This window comes from Streptomyces monticola, from assembly GCF_042665355.1.
In the GTDB taxonomy this organism is placed as follows: Bacteria; Actinomycetota; Actinomycetes; order Streptomycetales; family Streptomycetaceae; genus Streptomyces; species Streptomyces monticola.
Window position 1 is genome coordinate 172,594 of sequence record NZ_JBHTCF010000012.1, and the last position, 22,304, is coordinate 194,897.

General features: G+C 70.1%; 20 protein-coding genes. 2 read left to right on the plus strand and 18 right to left on the minus strand.

The genetic code is table 11. From position 1 onward, the window contains the following. Positions 1–37: 37 nt before the first annotated feature. From ACFQVC_RS26190 to pgsA, 14 genes are all read right to left on the minus strand, one after another. Complete coding sequence (locus ACFQVC_RS26190) at positions 38–577, minus strand: adenine phosphoribosyltransferase (RefSeq protein WP_381835010.1); 540 nt, start codon at positions 575–577, stop codon at positions 38–40. Further along, positions 574–1,710: a protein translocase subunit SecF gene (gene secF / locus ACFQVC_RS26195; protein WP_381835012.1), complete on the minus strand. Its 1,137-nt coding sequence runs from the start codon at positions 1,708–1,710 to the stop codon at positions 574–576. The genes ACFQVC_RS26190 and secF overlap by 4 nt, the downstream gene beginning before the upstream one ends. A gap of 1 nt (position 1,711) precedes the next feature. Next, positions 1,712–3,466 carry a protein translocase subunit SecD gene (gene secD, locus ACFQVC_RS26200; RefSeq protein WP_381835013.1) on the minus strand — a complete coding sequence of 585 codons (1,755 nt, stop codon included), beginning with the start codon at positions 3,464–3,466 and terminating at the stop codon, positions 1,712–1,714. 140 nt (positions 3,467–3,606) lie between these two features. After that, a complete protein-coding gene (gene yajC, locus ACFQVC_RS26205) occupies positions 3,607–4,110 on the minus strand; it encodes a preprotein translocase subunit YajC (protein WP_381835015.1) in 504 nt (167 codons plus the stop codon). Positions 4,111–4,281: 171 nt separating this feature from the next. Next, positions 4,282–5,364, minus strand: coding sequence for a Holliday junction branch migration DNA helicase RuvB (gene ruvB, locus ACFQVC_RS26210; RefSeq protein ID WP_381835017.1), 1,083 nt, complete (start codon positions 5,362–5,364; stop codon positions 4,282–4,284). Between the two features lie 94 nt (positions 5,365–5,458). After that, positions 5,459–6,070 (minus strand): Holliday junction branch migration protein RuvA, encoded by a 612-nt coding sequence (ruvA, locus tag ACFQVC_RS26215; protein ID WP_381835018.1) that lies wholly within the window; start codon positions 6,068–6,070, stop codon positions 5,459–5,461. Next, positions 6,067–6,609, minus strand: a complete 543-nt coding sequence (ruvC, locus tag ACFQVC_RS26220; RefSeq protein WP_381835020.1) for a crossover junction endodeoxyribonuclease RuvC — start codon at positions 6,607–6,609, stop codon at positions 6,067–6,069. Before ruvC ends, ruvA begins: the two co-directional genes overlap by 4 nt. 143 nt (positions 6,610–6,752) lie before the next feature. Beyond that, on the minus strand, positions 6,753–7,505 hold the full coding sequence (locus ACFQVC_RS26225; protein ID WP_381835022.1) for a YebC/PmpR family DNA-binding transcriptional regulator: 753 nt from the start codon (positions 7,503–7,505) through the stop codon (positions 6,753–6,755). A gap of 48 nt (positions 7,506–7,553) precedes the next feature. Continuing rightward, positions 7,554–8,156, minus strand: a complete 603-nt coding sequence (gene pdxT / locus ACFQVC_RS26230) for a pyridoxal 5'-phosphate synthase glutaminase subunit PdxT (protein ID WP_381835024.1) — start codon at positions 8,154–8,156, stop codon at positions 7,554–7,556. Between the two features lie 6 nt (positions 8,157–8,162). Then, positions 8,163–9,089, minus strand: a complete 927-nt coding sequence (pdxS, locus tag ACFQVC_RS26235) for a pyridoxal 5'-phosphate synthase lyase subunit PdxS (RefSeq protein ID WP_381835026.1) — start codon at positions 9,087–9,089, stop codon at positions 8,163–8,165. A 224-nt stretch (positions 9,090–9,313) separates the two neighbouring features. Beyond that, positions 9,314–9,859, minus strand: coding sequence for a hypothetical protein (locus ACFQVC_RS26240; RefSeq protein WP_381835028.1), 546 nt, complete (start codon positions 9,857–9,859; stop codon positions 9,314–9,316). 142 nt (positions 9,860–10,001) lie between these two features. Next, complete coding sequence (locus tag ACFQVC_RS26245; RefSeq protein WP_381835030.1) at positions 10,002–11,162, minus strand: glycosyltransferase family 4 protein; 1,161 nt, start codon at positions 11,160–11,162, stop codon at positions 10,002–10,004. After that, entirely contained in the window at positions 11,159–12,211 is a 1,053-nt protein-coding gene (locus tag ACFQVC_RS26250; RefSeq protein WP_381835032.1) for a phosphatidylinositol mannoside acyltransferase, read from the minus strand. The genes ACFQVC_RS26245 and ACFQVC_RS26250 overlap by 4 nt, the downstream gene beginning before the upstream one ends. Continuing rightward, positions 12,208–12,921, minus strand: a complete 714-nt coding sequence (gene pgsA, locus ACFQVC_RS26255) for a phosphatidylinositol phosphate synthase (protein WP_381835034.1) — start codon at positions 12,919–12,921, stop codon at positions 12,208–12,210. The genes ACFQVC_RS26250 and pgsA overlap by 4 nt, the downstream gene beginning before the upstream one ends. Positions 12,922–13,207: 286 nt before the next feature. Between pgsA and ACFQVC_RS26260 the strand changes: the two genes are divergently transcribed. Continuing rightward, a complete protein-coding gene (locus ACFQVC_RS26260) occupies positions 13,208–15,406 on the plus strand; it encodes an elongation factor G-like protein EF-G2 (RefSeq protein ID WP_381835036.1) in 2,199 nt (732 codons plus the stop codon). A gap of 266 nt (positions 15,407–15,672) precedes the next feature. Continuing rightward, positions 15,673–17,328, plus strand: a complete 1,656-nt coding sequence (locus ACFQVC_RS26265; protein ID WP_381835038.1) for a hypothetical protein — start codon at positions 15,673–15,675, stop codon at positions 17,326–17,328. Positions 17,329–17,429: 101 nt separating this feature from the next. Here ACFQVC_RS26265 and ACFQVC_RS26270 read toward each other — a convergent pair whose 3' ends face one another. The 4 genes from ACFQVC_RS26270 to ACFQVC_RS26285 all read right to left on the minus strand — a co-directional run bounded on the left by ACFQVC_RS26270 (position 17,430) and on the right by ACFQVC_RS26285 (position 22,206). Beyond that, positions 17,430–17,996 (minus strand): HIT family protein, encoded by a 567-nt coding sequence (locus ACFQVC_RS26270; protein ID WP_381835040.1) that lies wholly within the window; start codon positions 17,994–17,996, stop codon positions 17,430–17,432. 220 nt (positions 17,997–18,216) lie between these two features. Next, positions 18,217–20,196 (minus strand): threonine--tRNA ligase, encoded by a 1,980-nt coding sequence (gene thrS / locus ACFQVC_RS26275; RefSeq protein ID WP_381835042.1) that lies wholly within the window; start codon positions 20,194–20,196, stop codon positions 18,217–18,219. A gap of 214 nt (positions 20,197–20,410) precedes the next feature. Further along, a complete protein-coding gene (locus tag ACFQVC_RS26280; RefSeq protein WP_381835044.1) occupies positions 20,411–21,643 on the minus strand; it encodes a hypothetical protein in 1,233 nt (410 codons plus the stop codon). After that, positions 21,640–22,206 (minus strand): DUF4365 domain-containing protein, encoded by a 567-nt coding sequence (locus ACFQVC_RS26285; protein ID WP_381835046.1) that lies wholly within the window; start codon positions 22,204–22,206, stop codon positions 21,640–21,642. The genes ACFQVC_RS26280 and ACFQVC_RS26285 overlap by 4 nt, the downstream gene beginning before the upstream one ends. Positions 22,207–22,304: the final 98 nt, after the last annotated feature.

Here is a 22,304-nt window from a genome sequence, read left to right on the forward strand (position 1 = left end):
TGCGCCAGGGGGCCCGCCTCCGCGTGAAACTGCCGGGTCAGACGGTGAGCAGCGCCTCCAGAGGGGCACCCTTCAGAGCGGGCTCGAGCCGGGGCCTGCCGCCCAGGAAACCGAGCTCCATCAGCACCGCGAGACCGGCCACCTCGGCCCCGGCCCGCCGGATGAGCTGCAGGGAGGCCTCGGCGGTGCCGCCGGTGGCCAGGACGTCGTCGATGACCATGACACGGTCACCCGCGGCCAGGTCCTCGGCGTGCACCTCGATCTCGGCCTGTCCGTACTCCAGCTCGTACGCCTGCGACAGGGTCGCTCCGGGGAGCTTGCCCGCCTTGCGCACCGGGATGAAGCCGATGCCGGCGCGGACCGCGACCGGAGCCGCGAGGATGAAGCCCCGCGCCTCCAAGCCGACGATCTTCGTGGCGCCGTGCTCGACACAGAGGCCGGCGAGCGCGTCCGTGAGCGCCGAGAAGGCCGTCGGGTCGGCCAGGAGCGGCGTGATGTCCTTGAACATCACGCCGGCCTTCGGATAGTCCGGTACGTCGCGGATCCGGCTGAGCAGCAGCTCCTTCACGTCCGTCATCGGCGCTTCCCCGAGGGACGGCCGCGGCCACGGCCGCGCGAGGGGGGCTGGGTGCGGCGCTGGCCGACGACGGAGCCCGCTGCCGCCGGGGTGGCGTCCGCCGGCTCCGGCTCCCCGTCCTGCGGCTCCTGTGCCGCCTCGGGCTCGGCGGACTCGCTCTTGGCGGCGGCCGCCGCACGCTTGGCGAGCACCCGCTTCTTGAGCGCCTTCATCTGCGGCTCGCGCTCCTTGAGGTCGGCGACGAGCGGCGTGGCGATGAAGATCGAGGAGTACGCACCGGCGGCGAGGCCGACGAACAGCGACAGCGAGATGTCGTTCAGCATGCCGGCGCCGAGGACGCCGCCGCCGATGAACAGCAGGCCCGCCACCGGCAGGAGCGCCACCACCGTGGTGTTGATGGATCGCACCAGGGTGCTGTTGATGGAGAGGTTGGCGACCTCGCTGTAGGTGCTCTTGGTCTGCTTGGTGATGTCCTTCGACTGTTCCTTCAGGGAGTCGAAGACCACGACCGTGTCGTACAGCGAGTAACCGAGGATGGTCAGCAGGCCGATCACCGTGCCCGGGGTGACCTCGAAGCCCACCAGGGCGTAGATGCCGACGGTGATGGTGATGTCGTGGATCAGTGCGACCAGGGCCGCGATGGCCATCCGCCACTCGAAGGCGATCGCCAGATAGATCACGCACAGGACCAGGAACACACCGAGGCCTGTCCAGGCCTTGTTGGCGATCTGCTCACCCCAACTGGGGCCGACCAGTTCGGCGTTGATGTCCTTGGACGGGACCTTCAGGTCCTTGGAGAGCTCTTCCTTGATCTGGTCGGACTTGGCGGTGTCGACACCGCTGACCTGGATCCGCACTCCGCCGCCGCCCAGCTTCTGGACGATGGCCTGGTGCCCCGAGGCCTTCTCCGCCGACTCCTGGGCCTGCGCGACCGAGGCAGCGGTCTTGGGCGTCGTGAAGACGGCACCGCCCTTGAACTCGATGCCCATGTTGAGGCCCTGCACCGCCAGGGCCACGATGGCCGTGATGGTGATCAGGATCGAGACGCCGTACCAGACCTTCCGCTTGCCGATGAAGTCGTAGCCGACTTCGCCGCGGTAGAGCCGGGCGCCGAGGTTGCCGAGCTTCGACATCTCACGCCTCCTTCGGGTCGACAGGACGGGCGGCGGAACCCGCCGGGCGACGGGTGCGGGAGCGGCGCAGCGGGGGTTTGGCGCCGAGCCGCTTCGGGTCGAGGCCGGACCACTTGTGGCCGCTGGCGAAGAACTTCTTGCGCGCCAGGAGGGTCATCAGCGGCTTCGTGAAGAGGAAGACCACGACGACGTCGAGCAGGGTGGTCAGGCCGAGCGTGAACGCGAAGCCCTGCACCTTGCCGACCGTCACGACGAAGAGCACTGCGGCGGCCAGGAACGACACGAAGTCGGAGACCAGGATGGTGCGCCGGGCACGCGGCCAGGCCCGCTCCACCGCGGGACGCAGGCTGCGGCCTTCCCGCACCTCGTCCCGGATGCGCTCGAAGTACACGATGAACGAGTCGGCGGTGATACCGATGGCCACGATCGCACCGCAGACCGCCGGCAGGTTCAGGGCGAACCCGATGGCCGGGCCGAGCAGCGCCATGAGCGTGTACGTCAGGACGCCCGAGGCGAGCAGGCTGAGCAGTGCGATCAGCGACAGGCCCCGGTAGTAGACCACCAGGTAGATGATGACCAGGGCGAGACCGATGGCACCGGCGATCAGACCGGCCTGCAGCTGCTCGCCGCCGAGGGCCGCGGTGACGCTGGTGACGCTCTGCTCGTGGAAGGTCAGCGGCAGTGCGCCGTAGGACAGGATGTTGGCCAGGTCCTGCGCCGACTCCTGGTTGAAGCTGCCGGAGATCTCGGCGGTCTTGCTCAGCGTCGTGCTGACGCTGGGGGCGGAGACGACCTCACCGTCCAGGACGATGCCGAACTGGTTCTGCGGCGACTGCTTCGACTTGAGCTCGGTGGTGATCTTCGAGAACTTGTCGGCGCCCTTGCCGTTGAACTTCAGGTTGACGACCCACTGGCCGCTCTGCTGGTTGATCACGGCCTGGGAGCTGTCGACGTCCTTGCCGTCCACCGCGGACGGGCCGAGGATGTACTTCTCCCACTGGCCGACGGCGTTCTTGCCGCAGCCGACCATCGGGTCGGACGGCTTCGTGTTCTGCGCCGCCTGGACGCGGGCGTCCTTCTTGGTGCAGTCCAGGGCGGTGAACTGCTCCTGCAGCTTCTGCGTCGCGGGGTCCGGCTTGGGAGTCTCGGACTCCTTGGGCTTGTCGCTCGCGCCGGGAGACGGGGTGGGGTCCGCCTTCAGGCCGTCCGTGACGGCACGGCCCTGAGAGGTGGCACCGGCGGAGGGCGTGGGCGAGGATCCCTTGTCGCCGTCACCCGCCTTCGGCTTGTCCTTGTCGGACGCCGAGGGGCTGGGGGACGGGCTGGACGAGGGGTCGGCGCTGGGCTTGCCCGCACCGACCGTGAGAACCGGCCGGAAGACGAGCCGGGCGGTCGTGCCGACCTGGTCGCGCGCCTGCTTCTCGTCGGTCCCCTTGGGGATGTTGACGATGATGTTGCGATCGCCCTGGGTCTGGACCTCGGCCTCGGAGACACCCAGACCATTGACACGGCGCTCGATGATGCCGACCGCGGTGTCCATGTTGGTCTTGTTGATCGCGTTCGGCTGGCCGGGCTCGTTCTTCGCCTCGAGCGTGATGCTCGTACCGCCCGCGAGGTCGATGCCCAGGCGCGGGGTGGTGTGACCCGAGGCGAACATGCCCGCGGTCAGCGCCACCATGGCGATCAGGATGAATACCAGGGCACGCCCCGGCTTTCCCTGGCCGCTCTGCCTCCGGCCCTTGTTCGGTGCTGCCACCTTCTCGTTTCTCCCTGTCCAACCGCCCTGAACCCATTACGCGCCGTGGGCGGCCATGAAGTGGTGTGGGAGACCGGACGAAGCCCGCACGCCCCGAGGACCGCGGAGCGCCCTGCGCCTGCCGCGGTCCTCAGTCGTGACTACTTCGCGTCGGTCTCGCCGTCGGTCTTCTTCGGCGCTGAGTCGTCGGCCGCGTCCGCCGTCTTCGGGTCCGTCTCGTCGGCCGTGTCCTCGTCGGCGTCCTTCTTGCCGAGGTTCACGGGCGAGTCCTCGGAAGAGGCGGGCTCGTCGTCCCGGGTCAGGGAGGAAGCGTCGTCCGGGACGACCGGGGCGTCGGCGTCGGCCTTCAGGTCCTCGGCCACGATGCCGTGGACGATGCGGTTGTACTCCTCATCGTCGAGGACGGCGCCGATCGCGTTCTTGGCGTAGATCGCGTGGACGCCCGGGGCCACCTCGAGGGTGGCCGTGTCGTCGCCGACCTCCTTGACGACGGCGTACATGCCCCCGATCGTGCGGACGCCGGTGCCGGGCTGCATCTCGTTACGCATCTGCGCAGCGGCCTGCTGCTTCTTCTTGGCAGAGCGGGTCATCAGGAACATGGCCCCGATGAGCACGATGAAGGGGAGGAGGGTCACGAGACTCACGGGTCGGAACTTCCTTCGCACGACCGCGCAGATTGGTGAGCGGCCAGTTGGTTGGGGGTGGGGCGCACCGCCCTTACAAGGGCGGCATCGGCGGAGTCTAAGCGAGCCCGCGCCTAAGGAACAACGCTCAGCATGGCACCGTGGTTCCTGGGCGGGCGAGCATCCGCGCCGTCACGCACCGAACAGGTCCTGTTGTCCGTTTCCTCCAGGTCCGGCGCCCTGCGGGGGCACGAGGCCGAGGTGTGCCCATGCGGCGGGGGTGGCGACACGGCCACGCGGAGTGCGCGCGAGCAGGCCTTCTCGTACGAGGAAGGGCTCGGCGACCTCCTCCACGGTCTCCCGCTCCTCCCCCACCGCGACGGACAGGGTGGACAGTCCCACGGGTCCGCCGCCGAAGAGCTTGAGCAGGGCCGCGAGCACCGCTCGGTCGAGCCGGTCGAGGCCGCGCTTGTCGACCTCGTACACCTTGAGGGCGGCGGCCGCGATGTCGCGGGTGATGGCGCCGTCGGCCTTGACCTGGGCGTAGTCCCGCACGCGGCGCAGCAGGCGGTTGGAGATACGGGGCGTGCCCCGGGAGCGGCCGGCGATCTCGGCGGCGCCGTCCGGGTCGATCGTCACGTCGAGAAGGTCGGCGGAGCGGTGGATGACCCGCTCCAGCTCCCCCGGCTCGTAGAACTCCATGTGCGCGGTGAAGCCGAAGCGGTCGCGCAGCGGCGGGGGCAGGAGCCCGGCGCGGGTGGTGGCGCCGACCAGCGTGAACGGCGGCAGCTCCAGGGGGATGGCGGTGGCGCCCGGGCCCTTGCCGACGATGACGTCGACCCGGAAGTCCTCCATCGCCATGTAGAGCATCTCTTCGGCGGGCCGTGACATGCGGTGGATCTCGTCGAGGAAGAGGACCTCTCCCTCCTGGAGCGAGGAAAGGATCGCGGCCAGGTCGCCCGCGTGCTGGATGGCGGGGCCGCTGGTGATCCGGATCGGGGCCTCCATCTCGGCCGCGATGATCATGGAGAGGGTGGTCTTGCCCAGGCCGGGGGCGCCGGAGAGCAGGACGTGGTCGGCGGTGGCGCCGCGCTGGCGGGCGGCCTTGAGGACCAGGTCGAGCTGCTCGCGGACCCGCTCCTGGCCGACGAACTCGGCCAGGGACTTGGGGCGCAGGGCGGCTTCGACGGCCTGGTCCTCGCCGTCCGCTGCGGCTCCGACGAGCCGGCCGTCCGCGTCGGTGTCGGTCGGCGGTGCGGTGTCGTCCCAGTTCACGGTTGAGGCCTCGCGAGAGTGTCGGGTTCGGCGGTGCGGGTGCGTACGGGTACGCGCGCGTGCGGCGGGTGGGTGCGGGGGCGGCGCGGGCTGTTCAGCGGGTCCGGTTCAGGGTCTGCAGGGCGGCCTTCAGGAGCTGGCCCACCTGCGGGGTTCCCTCGGCGGCCTCGGCCTGGGGGGCGACCGCGGTGACCGCTTCGTCGGCCTCGCGGGTGGCGTACCCCAGGCCGATCAGGGCGGCGTGCAGCTGGTCGCGCCAGCCCGCGGTGGTGGCGGTGCCGATGGCGGGGCCGCCGGTGCCGAGGGGCTCGCCGAGCCGGTCCTTCAGTTCGAGAAGGAGCTTCTGGGCGCCCTTCTTGCCGATGCCGGGGACGGCGGTCAGCGCCTTCTCGTCGCCGGTGGACACGGCCAGGCGCAGCGCGTCGGGAGTGTGCACCGCGAGCATGGCCTGGGCGAGGCGGGGGCCGACGCCGCTCGCGGTCTGCAGGAGCTCGAAGGTCTGGCGCTCGTCGTCGTCCGCGAAGCCGTACAGCGTCAGTGAGTCCTCGCGTACGACCAAGGACGTGGCCAGCTTGGTCTGCTGGCCCATGCGCAGACCCGACAAAGTGTTGGGAGTGCACTGGACGGCCATGCCGATACCGCCGACCTCGACCACCGCGGAGTCCGGGGCGAGAGCGGCTACGGGTCCGCTGACGAAGGCGATCATGCGCTACGGCCTTTCGATGCTTGCAGGGCTGCCTGTTGCTGAACTGCCTGCTGGAGTCGGTTCTTCGCGGGGGCGCGCCAAATGTGGCAGATGGCGAGGGCCAGGGCGTCCGCGGCGTCGGCGGGCTTGGGGGGTGCGTCAAGGCGCAGAAGCCGGGTGACCATGGCGCCGACCTGTGCCTTGTCGGCGCGGCCGCTGCCGGTGACGGCGGCCTTGACCTCGCTGGGGGTGTGCAGGGCGACGGGGATGCCACGCCGCGCGGCACAGAGCATGGCGACGGCGCTGGCCTGGGCGGTGCCCATGACCGTACGGACGTTGTGCTGGCTGAAAACCCGCTCTACAGCGACGAATTCGGGCCGGTGTTCGTCCAGCCACTGCTCGATGCCCCGCTCGATCGCGACGAGGCGCGGGCCCAACTCGGCGTCGGCGGGGGTGCGGACGACGCCGACCCCCCGCATCGTCAGGGGCCGGCCCGCGACGCCTTCGACCACGCCGACGCCACAGCGGGTCAGGCCCGGGTCCACACCGAGTACACGCACGCCGCCCCTCCTTCGCTCAACTGTTTGTGCAGGCTATCGGCTCGTACTGACAACCACCGACAATGCGAAGGGCCGACGGGGCGTGTGTCCCGTCGGCCCTTGCGTATGCGCGGAGTTCGTGGCGTCGCCGTAAGGCGCGCGCCTCAGGCGTCGACCTTCTCCATGATCTCGTCCGAGACATCGAAGTTGGCGAAGACGTTCTGCACGTCGTCGCTGTCCTCGAGGGCGTCGATCAGCTTGAAGATCTTCTTGGCGCCTTCCTCGTCCAGCTCGACCTGCATGGTCGGGACGAAGTTGGCCTCGGCCGAGTCGTAGTCGATGCCGGCTTCCTGCAGCGAGGTGCGGACGGCGACCAGGTCGGTGGCCTCGCTGAGCACCTCGAAGGACTCACCGAGGTCATTGACCTCTTCGGCGCCCGCGTCCAGGACGGCACCCAGGACGTCGTCCTCGGTCAGCTCGCCCTTGGGGACGATCACGACGCCCTTGCGGTTGAACAGGTACGAGACCGAGCCCGGGTCGGCCATCGAGCCGCCGTTGCGCGTCATGGCGACGCGGACGTCCGAAGCCGCGCGGTTGCGGTTGTCGGTGAGGCACTCGATGAGCACCGCGACACCGTTGGGGCCGTAGCCCTCGTACATGATCGTCTCGTAGTCGGCGCCGCCGGCTTCGAGGCCGCCGCCGCGCTTGACCGCCGAGTCGATGTTCTTGTTCGGGACCGACTGCTTCTTCGCCTTCTGGATGGCGTCGTAGAGCGTCGGATTGCCCTCGATGTCGACGCCGCCCATACGCGCCGCGACCTCGATGTTCTTGATCAGCTTCGCGAAGAGCTTGCCGCGCTTGGCATCGATCACGGCCTTCTTGTGCTTCGTCGTGGCCCATTTAGAGTGGCCGGACATCTGCCTGTCTCCTTCGCGTAACCAATCTCTGTACGAACGACAGAGATCCTACCGGGATCCCGCCGCCCTCTTGTCCCGCACCATATCGACGAACAGGGCGTGCACCCTGTGGTCGCCCGTCAGCTCGGGGTGGAACGACGTGGCCAGCGCACTGCCCTCGCGTACGGCGACGATGTGGCCGCCGTGCTCGGCGAGCACCTCCGCGCGGGCGCCGACGGACTCCACCCACGGGGCGCGGATGAAGACACCTTCCACGGGGCCCACTCCTGACACCTCGACGGTCGCCTCGAAGGACTCGTTCTGCCGTCCGAAGGCGTTACGGCGGACGATCATGTCGATGCCGCCGAAGGTCTCCTGGCCCGAGCGCGGGTCGAGGATCTTGTCGGCGAGCATGATCAGTCCGGCGCAGGAGCCGTAGACCGGCATCCCGGCGCGAATACGCTCACGCAGCGGCTCCATCAGGCCGAAGAGCACAGCCAGTTTGGAGATGGTGGTGGACTCCCCGCCGGGGATGACCAGGCCGTCGACCTCGGCGAGCTCTTCGGGACGCCGGACCGGCCTGGCCACGGCGTCGGCCGCGGCCAGGGCGGTCAGATGCTCCCGTACATCGCCCTGCAGAGCCAGGACGCCGATCACAGGTGCGCTGCTCATAGGGGGTTACCAGCCGCGGTTGGCGTAGCGCTCGGTCTCGGGCAGGGTGTCGCAGTTGATGCCGACCATGGCCTCGCCGAGGTTGCGGGACGCGTCCGCGATGATCTTCGGGTCGTCGAAGAAGGTGGTGGCCTTCACGATCGCGGCGGCGCGCTTGGCCGGGTCGCCGGACTTGAAGATGCCGGAGCCGACGAAGACACCCTCGGCGCCGAGCTGACGCATCAGGGCGGCGTCCGCCGGAGTGGCGACGCCACCGGCGGAGAACAGCACGACCGGGAGCTTGCCGAGCTCGGCGACCTCCTTGACCAGCTCGTAGGGGGCGCGCAGGTCCTTGGCGGCGGCGTACAGCTCGTTGTTGTCGAAGCCGCGCAGGCGGGCGATCTCGTTCTTGATCTGGCGCATGTGGCGGACGGCCTCGACGACATTGCCGGTGCCGGCCTCGCCCTTCGAGCGGATCATGGCCGCGCCCTCGGCGATACGGCGCAGGGCCTCGCCCAGGTTGGTGGCGCCGCAGACGAACGGGGTGGTGAAGGCGAACTTGTCGGAGTGGTTGACCTCGTCGGCCGGGGTGAGGACCTCGGACTCGTCGATGTAGTCCACGCCGAGCGACTGCAGCACCTGAGCCTCGACGAAGTGGCCGATGCGGGACTTGGCCATGACCGGGATGGAGACGGCCTCGATGATGCCCTCGATCATGTCCGGGTCGGACATACGGGCCACGCCGCCGTCCTTGCGGATGTCGGCGGGCACCCGCTCCAGGGCCATGACCGCGACGGCGCCCGCGTCCTCGGCGATCTTCGCCTGCTCCGGGGTCACGACGTCCATGATCACGCCGCCCTTGAGCTGCTCGGCCATACCGCGCTTCACGCGCGCGGTGCCGGTCGCGGGGGTGTCGGCGGCCTGGGGGGCGGAGTTGGGGAGCGTGCTAGACACGGAAGACCTCACTGGAGTGAAGGGGAAACCTGCTCCCCAAAGCCAACTCCCGGAACCAGTCCACAACAAGGGCCAATGGTGAGGCGGTGGCTCATTTTCCCGGAGGCAGGCGGTGAACCCGCAGTTCAGGCGGTACGTGGCTACGTGGCCGGGTGCGCCCGGCGGGGGCCTGCGGGCGGGTGATCGGCGCTTTCGCTTCCGCCTTCGCGTGGGCCTGCCCTGGCCTACGCCGTCGCGCGGTCGGCCAGCGCGGTCGGCGGCTCGTCGTCCATTTCGAAGGCCATCGGCACCGGCGCGTGCCCGGCGAGACGGAACCAGCGGACCTTGCGGTGGCGGCGCAGCGCGTGTGCGGCGCGCACCGAGTCGTTGTGGAACCGGCGGGCCATGGGTACCCGGCGCACCGCCTGGGCCAGCTCGCCCGCCGCTTCCTCGCCGCCCGGCGCCTCACGTACCGCTTCCACCTGGGCGGGCTCGGCGAACACGGCCCGCAGCGCCTGGCTCAGCTCGCTCTCGGCGACCTCGCGCTGCTCCTCCTCGGCCTGCCGCGCGGCATGGGCCGCCTCGTAGAGCACGATGGACGCCGCCGGATCGAGCACCCCTGAAGTGGCCAGTTCCTGTGCGACCGAGGCCCGGCGCAGCAGTTGTGCGTCGAGCGCTGCACGGGCTGCGTCGATACGGGCGTGCAGCCGGTCGAGGCGCCCCGCGGTCCAGCTCAGGTAGAGGCCGATCGCGAACAGGGCGACTGCGATCCAGATCAAAGTGGAGGTCACGGGCGGCAAGGCTACCGGGGCGTGAGTGGCTCGGAGACCTGCGTCCGGCGCCGTCGGCCTGGTTGCCGCACAACTGCCCCGCGGGACCGCCCGTCAACGCCGGACGGGCTCGAGCTACGCCCCCGCCCCGCAGGGCATGCTCCTAGTCCCGGGTAAGCCCGAACCGTGCCCGCAGTCCCGTGCGTTCATCGGCGGCCACCGACGCGGCGCCGTCGGTCACCGTCTCGTAGACCGCGAGGATGTCGTCGCCGACCGTCGACCAGTCGAAGCGGCGGACATGGGCGCTGCCCCGCTCGCGCAGCTCCTCGCGCCGCTCCTGGTCGCCGAGGAGGCGCACCGCCGCTTCGGCGAGCGCGTCGGCGTCCTCGTTGGCGAACAGCTCCCCCGCCGCGCCCTGGTCCAGGACCTGGGCGAACGCGTCGAGGTCCGAGGCGAGTACGGGCGCGCCCGCGGACATCGCCTCGACCAGGATGATCCCGAAGCTCTCGCCGCCGGTGTTGGGCGCGACGTAGACATCGACACTGCGCAGCAGGCGTGCCTTGTCCTCGTCGCTGACCATGCCGAGGAACTCCACGCGCGAGCGCATCTCCACGGGCAGCGACGCGACGGCTTCCTGCTCGTCGCCGCGGCCCGCGACCAACAGGCGGGTCCCCGGGCGCTCTTCGAGGATCCTGGGCAGCGCCTTCATCAGAACGGGCAGCCCCTTGCGGGGCTCGTCGATCCGCCCGATGAAACCGATGGTCTCCCCCTGCCACTCGGGCTTCGGCTCGGCCTTCGCGAAGAAGTCGACCTCGACGCCGTTAGGGATCACCACCGCGTCGCCGCCGAGGTGCTCGACCAGTGTCCGGCGCGCGTACTCGCTGACCGCGATCCGGGCGCTGATCTTCTCCAGGGCGGGCTGCAGGATGGGGTACGCCGCGATCATCGCCCTGGAGCGCGGGTTCGAGGTGTGGAACGTCGCGACGATCGGGCCCTGTGCCGCCCAGCAGCTGAGCAGGCCGAGCGAGGGCGAGGCCGGTTCGTGGATGTGGATGACGTCGAAGGTGCCGTCGTGCAGCCAGCGCCGCACCCGCGCGGCGGACAGGAAGCCGAAGTTGAGCCGCGCCACCGAGCCGTTGTACGGCACGGGAACGGCGCGTCCGGCCGACACCACGTAGGGCGGAAGCGGAGTCTCGTCGTCGGCGGGCGCCAGGACCGAGACGTCGTGCCCCCACCGGATGAGGTGCTCCGCGAGATCGCGGATGTGGAACTGGACGCCGCCCGGTACGTCCCAGGAGTACGGGCAGACGATGCCGATCTTCACTGAGTCCCCTTGTCGGACGCACCGTTGCCGGACGCCGCGTCACCGGCGTCGCCGGCGGCCGCATCGCGGGAGGTGCCATTACTGGAGGCCGCAGTGCCGGCCGTACTGTCGCCGGACGGACCGTCGCCGGACGGCGGCCCGCCGGGTGCCTTCGCGGGGTCGAGGTCCGAGAGCCACAGCCGCTGCAGCATGTGCCAGTCCTCCGGATGGTCGGCGATCCCTGTGGCGAAGGCATCGGCCAGCGCCTGCGTCATGGCAGACGTCTTTTCGGCCCGGGTACCTGTCTCGGGGACTTCGATGGGGGCGTGAACCCGCCCCTTCATGACGGGCGACTCGTCATACCAGAGGGTGACCGGAAGCAGCAGCGCGCCGGTCTGCTGGGCGAGCATGGCGGGTCCCGCGGGCATCCGCGTGGTCTCGCCGAAGAACTTCACCTCGACACCGGAGGCGGACAGGTCACGGTCGGCGACCAGGCAGACCAGGCCTCCCGCGCGGAGCCTGCGCGCAAGGGTGCCGAAGGCGGAGCCCCCGGTGTGCGGCAGCACCTCCATGCCGAGGCTGCCGCGGTAGGCGACGAAACGGTCGTACAGGGACTCGGGCTTGAGCCGCTCCTGCACGGTCGTGAACGGCGTCTCCAGCTTGGTCGTGACCCAGGCGCCGGCCAGGTCCCAGTTGGCCAGGTGCGGCAGCGCGAGGATGACGCCCTTGTCGGAGGCGAGGCCGTCCGTCAGATAGTGCAGGTCCTTGCCGTCGAAGCCGTTCCGGATGCGGTCCTTGCTCCAGGCGGGCAGGCGGAAGGACTCCATCCAGTACCGCATGTAGGAGCGCATTCCGGCCTTCGACAGCTCGGCCAGGCGCTCGGGGCTCGCATCCGGCACCACGCGCGCGTAGTTCGCCTCCAAGCGCTGTACGCCCTTGCCGCGCCGCTTCCACACCGCGTCGGCGATGGTGCGGCCCATACGGACGGCGACCGGCTCCGGGAGCTTCTTGACCCCGGCCCAGCCGAGGCCGTAGAGGGCGTCGGTGAGCTTTTCCTGTACGCCGCTCATGAGGTGGCCTCACTCCCCCGGGCCTCGCTGTTCCCACGGGCCTCGCTGCTCCCCTGGGTCTCATCTCCCTGCGCCGCCGCGGCGTCCGCCTCCGCCGACTCCCGGCGCACCGTGACGACCCGCTGGCCGAGCGTGACCGCACTTCCGACCGCCACGATCCACAGGGCGATGGGCAGCAGCACGTCGATGCCCGGGACGCCGAACGCGTGCAGGCCCGCCAGGCCCGCGGCCACCAGTGAGATGACCAGGCGCTCGGCCCGCTCGATCAGGCCGTTCACCGCCACGGGCAGCCCGATCGACTCGCCGCGCGCCTTCGTGTACGACACCACCTGGCCGCTGGCCAGGCAGAAGATGGCCACCGCGCACAGGACGTTGTCGTCGCCCTTGCCCGCGTACCAGAGCGCGAAGCCGCCGAAGATCGCGCCGTCCGCGACCCGGTCGAGGGTCGAGTCCAGGAAGGCGCCCCAGCGGCTGGAGATCCCCGCCTGCCGCGCCATGTTGCCGTCGACGAGGTCGGAGAAGACGAAGAGGGTGATGACGATGGTGCCCCAGAAGAACTCGCCCCTGGGAAAGAAGACCAGTGCGCCCGCCACGACACCGGCCGTGCCGATCAGCGTGACCGCGTCCGGGCTGACTCCCCGGCGGAGCAGAAACGCGGCGAACGGTGTGAGGACACGCGTGAAGAATGCACGCGCGTACTTGTTCAGCATGGCCTTCCCGAGGGTCGGTGCGCCGCGCGGCCCCTGCTGGCCACCGGCTGGCCCATCGTAGCCACGGACCCCCTCGCTCCACCTCGCGAGCCCCTGCCGCGCGGGCGCGGGTTCCCCCGCCGCGTGGGATCGCGTACGACGTATGGACGCACCGTGACGCGAGTGGAAAGCTCGAAGGCACCGCGGGCGTCGCCGGAGCCGCCACCACACGCGGTTTCTCGCGTGTCCGCGCCCTCTCACCTCACCGCGCAAAGAAATCGGGAGTCATCCCATCGGGAGGCACAGAATGGGCGACAAGGCAGGCGCACATCCCGGAGCCGCCGGCAGGGCAGCTACGGCCGACCATCCCCAGTCCGTACGGAATGTGGTGCTGGTCGGCCACAGCGGTTCGGGCAAGACGACTCTGGTGGAGGCCCTCGCACTGACCGCGGGGGCGGTGAACCGGGCGGGCCGCGTGGAAGACGGCGCCGCCCTCTCCGACTACGACGAGATCGAGCACCGCCAACAGCGCTCGATCCAGCTGTCCTTGGTACCGGTGGAATGGGACGGCATCAAGATCAATCTATTGGACACTCCCGGATACGCCGACTTCGTCGGGGAGTTGAGGGCCGGTCTGCGGGCTGCGGACGCGGCCCTTTTCGTTGTCTCGGCCGCCGACGGCGTGGACGGCGCGACCCGCATGGTGTGGGACGAGTGCGCGGCCGTGGGCATGCCGCGGGCCATCGTCATCACCCATCTCGAAGCCGCCCGTGGCGACTTCGACGAAATGACCCGCACCTGCGCGGAGGCCTTCGGCGGCGATGATCCGGACGCCGTGCTTCCGCTGTATCTGCCGCAGTACGGCGAGCAGGGGCCGGACGGGCACGCTCCGGTGACGGGCCTGATCGGCCTGCTGTCGCAGCGGATCTTCGACTACGCGTCCGGCGAGCGCAAGGAGTCCGAACCGGGCGACGACCAGCTGCCGCTCATCGAGGAGGCCCGCAACCGGCTCATCGAGGGGATCATCTCGGAGAGCGAGGACGAGTCCCTCATGGACCGCTATCTGGGCGGCGAGGCCATCGATTTCAAGACGCTCGTGGAGGACCTGGAGCGAGCCGTGGCCCGTGGCATCTTCCACCCCGTCCTGGCCGCGGCCCCCGCAGCCGAGGGCGCCCGGCAGGGTCTGGGGACGGTCGAGCTCCTGGAGCTGGTGACCGGCGGGTTCCCGACGCCCATGGAGCGCGAGGCACCGGCGGTGACCACACCCCAGGGCAAGGCGCGCCCCGCACTCACCTGCGACCCGGCCGGTCCCCTGGCGGCCGAGGTCGTGAAGACCTCGTCCGACCCCTATGTGGGGCGGATTTCGCTGGTACGCGTCTTCTCCGGCACTCTGCGGCCCGACGAGACAGTCCATGTCTCGGGGCACGGCCTGGCCGACCGGGGCCATGAGGACCACGACGTGGACGAGCGCATCGGCGCGCTCTCCTCACCGTTCGGCAAGCAGCAGCGCACCCTGACGCACTGCATCGCGGGCGATCTCGCCTGTGTGGCCAAGCTGAGCCGCGCGGAGACCGGCGACACCCTGTCGGCCAAGGACGATCCGCTCCTCATGGAGCCCTGGAGCATGCCCGATCCGCTGCTGCCCCTGGCCATCCAGGCGCACAGCAAACCGGACGAGGACAAGCTCTCCCAGGGCCTGTCGCGGCTCGTGGCCGAGGACCCGACCATGCGCCTGGAGCAGAACCAGGACACCCACCAGGTCGTCCTGTGGTGCCTCGGCGAGGCCCATGCGGACGTCGCCCTCGAGCGGCTGCGCAGCCGCTACGGCGTCCAGGTGGATGTCGTACCGCACAAGGTCTCCCTCCGGGAGACGTTCGGTGCCAAGGCGGCGGGCCGTGGCCGGCATGTGAAGCAGTCGGGCGGCCACGGGCAGTACGCGATCTGCGAGATCGAGGTGGAGCCGCTGCCGGGCGGCAGCGGCATCGAGTTCGTGGACAAGGTCGTGGGCGGTGCGGTGCCGCGGCAGTTCATCCCGTCCGTGGAGAAGGGAGTACGCGCCCAGGCCGCGCGCGGTGTCGCCGCCGGGAACCCGATCGTCGACGTGCGCGTGACCCTCCTCGACGGCAAGGCGCACTCGGTCGACTCCTCGGACGCGGCGTTCCAGACCGCCGGGGCGCTCGCCCTGCGGGAGGCGTCCGCGGCCACGTCCATCCATGTGCTCGAACCGGTCGCCGAGGTACAGGTGCTCGTCGGCGACGAGTACGTGGGCTCGGTGATGAGCGATCTGTCCGGGCGCCGCGGCCGCGTGGTCGGCACCGAGCAGTCGCCCGGCGGCCGCACACTCGTGCGGGCGGAGGTGCCGGAGATCGAGATCGGCCGGTACGCGGTGGATCTGCGGTCGCTTTCGCACGGCACGGGAAGGTTCAGCCGCAGCTACGCCCGGCACGAACCGATGCCCGCGCAGCTGGCGTCGAAGATCCGTGAAGAGGCCGACAAAAGCCCGTAGTTGAGGCCTCGCGCCGGTGCCCGTGGGGTACTTCCACCGGTGTCCGTGAGAGATCCTCACGCCGGTGACCGCGAGCGATCCTGCAAGGCGTGCCGCCCGTACCGGCCCGTGCCGGTACGGGCGGCATTCGGCCGTCTCCTGACGGATGTCGGTGCCCCCCGATACATTGATGATCTGCTTTCCGGTGCGGTCAACGCGTGTGCCGGGTAAGGAAGTCGGGAAAGGCCGCAGCAGCGGCAGCGCGGTGAGCGGTTTTGGGGGCGGCAGTGGCGGACGATGTCTTCGATTTCAGGCCCGGGGCCCAGGTGCCGCTCTCGGGCGCCGCGGGCGAGACGGCGGCGACCCACGCCCTGGCCTCGGCGGCGTACCGCGACAGCGACGTCGACGAGATACTCAAAGCCAACAGCGAATGGCACAAGTCCGAGGTCAAGAAGGGCAAGTTGTCGCTCTTCAAGCCGGACCTCGGCGAGGCCTTCGCCCGCGCGGTGCAGGTCCGGATGCTCGGCGGCGCCCGCAAGCCGCTGATCCAGTCCTTCGGCACCGAACCGCAGGCGGTGGTCGAGCACTGCCTGGCGGCCACCCGGATCCGTAAGGAGCGTGACACCCGGCTCACCGCGGTGACGGTGGTCTGCGGTGTGCTGTTCCTGCCCGGCCTTGTCATGTGGCTGCTGATCTTCCAGATCAAGCGGACCCTGGGCGACCAGAAGGACAAGCGCACGGCCGCCCTCGGCACGGCGATCCTGGTCGCGGCGTGCGGCCTCGCGCTCCTCTTCCTGATCAAACTGCCCTTCACAGGGTTCCTGGGGCTCTATATACGGGCGATGGTCGTCGCCCCCGTCATCGGCTGGCTGCTCGCCCGGCAGATCTGCGAGCGCACCGCCAAGGATCTGCGCGGCCGCTGGGAGAGCCTGCTCGCGGGCGGCGGCATCGGCGCCAAGATCCCCGAGGCCGTGCCCGGCAGCCCCGGCGAGACCGCCGCCGAGCGGCTGCGCCAGAGCCTGGCCAGGCTCACCGCCGAGCAGCAGTCCAACTCCGTGTTCTACGCCGGTCCCAAAGGCATATTGGGCATGGGCACCCGCTGGGGCAGCTGGCAGCTGGCCGAGGAGCTGGTGCCGCGCGAAGGCACCCCGGAGATCCACCCGTTCCGCAGCTGGGACGTGATCCGCTCGATCCACGACCAGCTGCGCCTCCTTGAGCGCGGCCCCCTGCACACCGGCGGCTTCCCGACCCCGTCGATACGCCACTGGGTGGTCTCCCCCGTCGCGGAGAACGCCAAGGAGGTCGCCAGGCCCGGCGGCACCGATGTGGAGGCCTTCCAGGTCAAGGGCCACGAGATACAGCGGATCTGTAACGAGCAGCAGTTCGGCAGCGGCGACCGCCACTATCTGGGCGTCCAGTTCCGGCTCTGGGACGGCCAGTTGGTGATCACCATGCTGATCACGGTGACGGTGCTGCACCAGACGCTGCGGATCGAGGTCACCGGCCATGCGCTCGGTCCGGTGCACTCCCTGTTCACGACCAAGCCCAAGAAGAAGGTCAAGGAAGTCGCCAAGACCGTGCGGTTCTGGGAGACCAAGGAGGTCAAGCAGCCGCTGGTCGGCGTCACGGACGTGGTGCGGCTCGCGGCCCGCGCCCCGTTCACCTGGTTCCCGCCGATCCTTGACTTCCTCGGCGGCAAGCTCGTGCTGCCCGAGCCCTTCGGCCTGCGGCACGCCTGGGCCGACAAGCCCTGGCGGCACCGCTTCATGGCGGACGACGCCCTGCGCGCGGCCACACCGGTGCTCCGTGTCGTCCACGCCTCAGCGATCAAGGTCCTTGAGGAGAACGGCGTGGACACCGAGCGCTTCGGCACCCGCTCGCTCTTCCTCAGCAATATGGTCCAGGACGCGGCGCCGAGGAAGGCGGACGTGTACGACGCTTAGGCGGACGGATACGACGCTTAGGCGGACGGATACGACGCTCAGGCAGACGGATACGACGCTCAGGCAGACGGATACGACGCTCAGGCAGACGTGTACGACGCTCAGGCAGCGGCCGTCGGCCACGCGTCGGCGAGCATCTTGCGGGTGTCGCCGAGGAGTTGGGGCAGCACCTTGGTGTGGCCCACGACCGGCATGAAGTTCGTGTCGCCGCCCCAGCGCGGCACGATGTGCTGGTGCAGATGCGCGGCGATCCCCGCGCCGGCCACCGTGCCCTGGTTCATTCCGATGTTGAAGCCGTGCGCCCCGGACGCGGTGCGCAGCGCGGTCATCGCCTGCTTGGTGAGCTCCCCGAGCTCCACGGTCTCGGCCGTGGACAGCTCGGTGTAGTCCGCGACGTGCCGGTAGGGCACGACCATCAGGTGCCCGCCGTTGTACGGGTACAGATTGAGCACCGCGTACACCTGCTCACCGCGCGCGACGACCAGACCGTCCTCGTCGGACTTGCCGGGAATCGAGCAGAAAGGACAGCCGTCGTCGGCCCCCGGACCGGTCGGCTTGTTCTCGCCCTGGATGTAGGCCATCCGGTGGGGCGTCCACAGGCGCTGGAACGCGTCCTGCGTCCCCACTCCGATCTGCTGCTCCGGCTCACTCGTCATGCTGAGCAGCATATGGCTTCGCCGGTCCGGAACGTGTCGCCGGGTCTGCGGGCCACTCCCGGCCCGCACCTCCCGGGCCGGTGCCGGGGCCATCGTGCCCGTACGACAGCGGGGCCCCGAAGCGCAGTTGACGCTCCGGGGCCCCGCACAAGGTCGTACGACCAGGATCAGCCGGACAGGATCCGCCGGCCGGGACCGGACGGGACGGCCGGGACGGCCGGGACGGCCGGGATCAGACCTGCACCCGCTCCTCGACCACCTTCACGATCTTCGCGATGGCGTCCTCGACCGGAATCCCGTTCTCCTGCGAACCGTCGCGGTAGCGGAAGGACACCGAGCCGTTGCTCATGTCCTCGTCACCCGCGATCACCATGAAGGGCACCTTGGCCTTCTGCTGGTTGCGGATCTTCTTCTGCATCCGGTCGGACGACGCGTCGACCTCGACCCGAAGGCCCTGGGCGCGCGCCTTCGCGGCGAACTCCTCCAGGTACGGGATGTGCGCGTCACCGATCGGGATGCCGACGGCCTGCACGGGCGCGAGCCAGGCCGGGAAGGCGCCCGCGTAGTGCTCCAGCAGGACGCCGAAGAACCGCTCGATGGAGCCGAACAGGGCGCGGTGCAGCATGACGGGCTGCTGGCGCGAGCCGTCGGCCGCGGTGTACTCGAGGCCGAACCGCTTGGGCTGGTTGAAGTCGACCTGGAGGGTGGACATCTGCCAGGAGCGGCCGATGGCGTCCTTGGCCTGGACGGAGATCTTCGGGCCGTAGTAAGCGGCGCCGCCCGGGTCGGGCACGAGCGGGAGCCCCTGCTTCTCGGCGGCCTGGCGCAGGGCCTCGGTGGCCTCCGCCCAGTCCTCCTCGGAGCCGATGAACTTGTCGGAGTCGTCGCGGGTGGACAGCTCAAGCTCGAACTCGTTCAGGCCGTAGTCGCGCAGCAGGTCAAGCACGAAGGTCAGGAGCGTGTCGAGCTCCTGCGGCATCTGCTCCTTGGTGCAGTAGATGTGCGAGTCGTCCTGCGTGAAGCCGCGCGAGCGGGTCAGGCCGTGCACGACGCCGGACTTCTCGTAGCGGTAGACGGTGCCGAACTCGAAGAGCCGCAGCGGCAGTTCACGGTAGGAACGCCCGCGGGACTTGAAGATCAGGTTGTGCATCGGGCAGTTCATCGCCTTGAGGCGGTAGTTCTGCTCGTCGAACTGGATGGGCGGGAACATGCCCTCCGCGTAGTGCGGCAGGTGCCCGGAGGTCTCGAAGAGGTGCTCCTTCGAGATGTGCGGGGTGTTCACGAACTCATAGCCGGAGTCCTCGTGGCGGCGCCGCGAGTAGTCCTCCATGACCTTGCGGATCACTCCGCCCTTGGGGTGGAACACGGCGAGGCCCGGGCCGAGCTCCTCGGGGAAGGAGAACAGGTCGAGCTCGGCGCCCAGCTTGCGGTGGTCGCGCTTCTCGGCCTCGACGAGGAACTCGAGGTACGCCTTGAGCTCGTCCTTGGTCGGCCACGCGGTGCCGTAAATGCGCTGCAGCTGAGGGTTCTTCTCGCTGCCGCGCCAGTACGCGGCGGCCGAGCGCATCAGCTTGAACGCCGGGATGGCACGGGTGGTGGGCAGGTGCGGACCGCGGCAGAGGTCCTTCCAGCACAGCTCGCCGGTCTTGCCGTCGAGGTTGTCGTAGATCGTCAGCTCGCCGGCGCCCACCTCGGCGTCGGCGCCGTCGGCGGCCTGCGCGGCATTGCCCTTGAGGCCGATGAGCTCCAGCTTGTACGGCTCGTCGGCGAGCTCGACGCGCGCGTCCTCGTCGGTGGTGACGCGCCGCGAGAACTTCTGGCCGCGCTTCTGGATCTCCTGCATCTTCTTCTCGATGCGCTTGAGGTCCTCGGGCGTGAACGGCTCGGCGACATCGAAGTCGTAGTAGAAGCCGTCCTTGATGGGCGGGCCGATGCCCAGCTTGGCCTCGGGGAACAGCTCCTGCACGGCCTGCGCCATGACGTGCGCGGTGGAGTGGCGCAGGATGTTCAGGCCGTCCTCGGAGGAGATCTCCACCGGCTCGACGATCTGGCCCTCGCCCACTTCGTACGCGAGGTCCTTCAGCTCGTCCGCGACGCGGGCGGCGACAACGGTGCGCTCACCGGCGAAGAGCTCGGCGGCCGTAGTGCCCGTCGTCACCACGCGCTCTTCCCGCTCGGAATCGCGTTGGATGATCACACGGACGTCTGACACCGGTCTCTCCTGACTGAAGGTGGAAGCGCCGCTCAGCATGTGCGCGCGCAAGAGGAATCGTACCGAGACGGGAGAGCCGTTCGCGAAACGGCCGATGAGAGCGCACGCACCAGGGCACGCAACAGCGACGAGAGCGCACGCGACGGGACACGCACCAGCGACGAGAGCGCACGCACCAGGGCACGCACCGGTGAGGAGAGGGCGCCCTGCGCCTTCAGTCCTCCAGGTCCTCCCCGCTGCACGCCTCCTCGAAGAAGTCGAGGTTCTCCTGCATCGACTTCAGCAAGCGGTCCCGCTCCGCGTCCTCCACCTGGACCGGCACCACCTGGGACGCCCCGGTGAGCCGGCGGAAGCCGCCACGGCTCTCGAGCAGCCCGTGCACCCGCACCGGCAGCCCCACCAGATGCGCATGGCCCGCTATGCGGTACGCCTCTTCGTCCAGGGTCATCCGTACATGCGGCACATCGGCCCCGGCGATGACCCGCAGCCGCACCGTCCCGCTGCCGCGCGGCCCCGACCGCCGCATCCGCACCACGGCCCCGGTGATCCGCACCGGCGTCGACGGCTCCGAGTACAGATAGCGCGCCCCCGCCTCCCGCAGCACCGGCAGATCCCCGGGGGAGAACTCGACGGGCTCGGGCCTGGCCGCGCACCCCTCGGGCACCCCGGCCGCCGGCGCCCACGCGACCGTGACGCGCGCTCCTTCCGTGCCCCGCACCAGGGCGACGAGCGCCTCGGTCAGCTCATGGCTGACCCCGGCCTCGACCGCGGCGTCGAAGGCCTCCATACCGCCGGTCGCCCGCTGGTAGTCGATGGCCTCCCTGGCGGCGTACAGCGCGTGATGAAGCCGTACGACGAGGGGGCGCCCCGAGTCCGCGGGCACGAACGCCGTCAGCGCCCGCCCGCCCGGCGCGGGCCCCACCAGGACGCTCGCCAGCGAGGCGGCGGCCGGCCTGCGGTGTCGCGCTCCGTAGTGCCCGGCGCGGGCCCGTACCGCGAGCGCCCCGGCGAGCAGCATCTGCCGTACCGCGGAACGCAGCTGTTCCTCGTCGTTCCAGGCCGAGGCGCCGGCGGGGCCCGCAGGCACATCCCGCGACCAGCTCACCTCGTCGCTCGGCACAGCGAGACCCACGAGCACGTCCCGCGCGGAGGGTGCGGCGCTGCGCGACAGCGCCTGCAGCGCCTCCCCGAGCAGATCGTCGCTGTCGGGGAAGGCCCGGTTCTCGGGTACGAGCAGGCTGGTGCCGGCCGCGCCGCCCGGAGGCGTCCAGCGGGCATAGCGGCCCTCGGCCCCGCCGCGGCGCTGCCAGCCGTGCCGGTCGAGCAGTGCGCCGAGAACAGCCGGGTCAACGCGCGTAGCGTCCGGGTGCAGCAGTCCGCCGGGGGCGGCCGTGGCGGCCTCCACCGGGTGTGGCCGCAGGGGTTCGTCGATCGGGCGGTGCATCACGGTCTCCCTCCCGTCCCGACTCGCGTCATGATCTCGCAGAGAGCTCTGTCGTCGAAGATCCGCGAGGTCGGGATCCGCACCGTGGTCCTGTGCCGTCCCCGCACAGGGTGCCCGGCCAGGTTGGTCCAGTAGCAGCAGTGCCGCAGATCGAGCCGGTCGTGGCCGGCCCGCAGCCAGTCGTCCGGCGACCGGGGCACGATCATCACGACCAGGATCTTGTGCACCGAGACCGGGGTACGGGCCAGCTTCTCCAGATGCGGGTTGTCGAGCGTGAAGGAGAAGGCCGGGCCCGGGGGGTTCGGCGACAACTGGTACGTGCACTTGAGCTGCACCTTGATGGTGACTTCGTCGTCGACCGTGTGCCCGGGGGCGCTGTGGCTGACGTGCCAGTCGATGCCGTTGTCCGGAAAGGGCTGGGACAGAGAGCACCCCGCGGCCGCCGCCACGGCGTGCAGATAGCCCACCTGAAGGGTCTCCATACAGGCGGTGGTGGCGAGTGTGCCGCGCAGCGGTGCCATCCGCTCGGGCAGCAGCCCACCCTGTTCGGGCTGCGCGAGCGCCATGTCGAACAAGCCTTCCGGGCTCGGAACTTGATGAAGTGAATGCTCCGGGTGGTTCCGCACGGACCGCGGACTCCCCCGCACCGGGACGCCCAACTCCG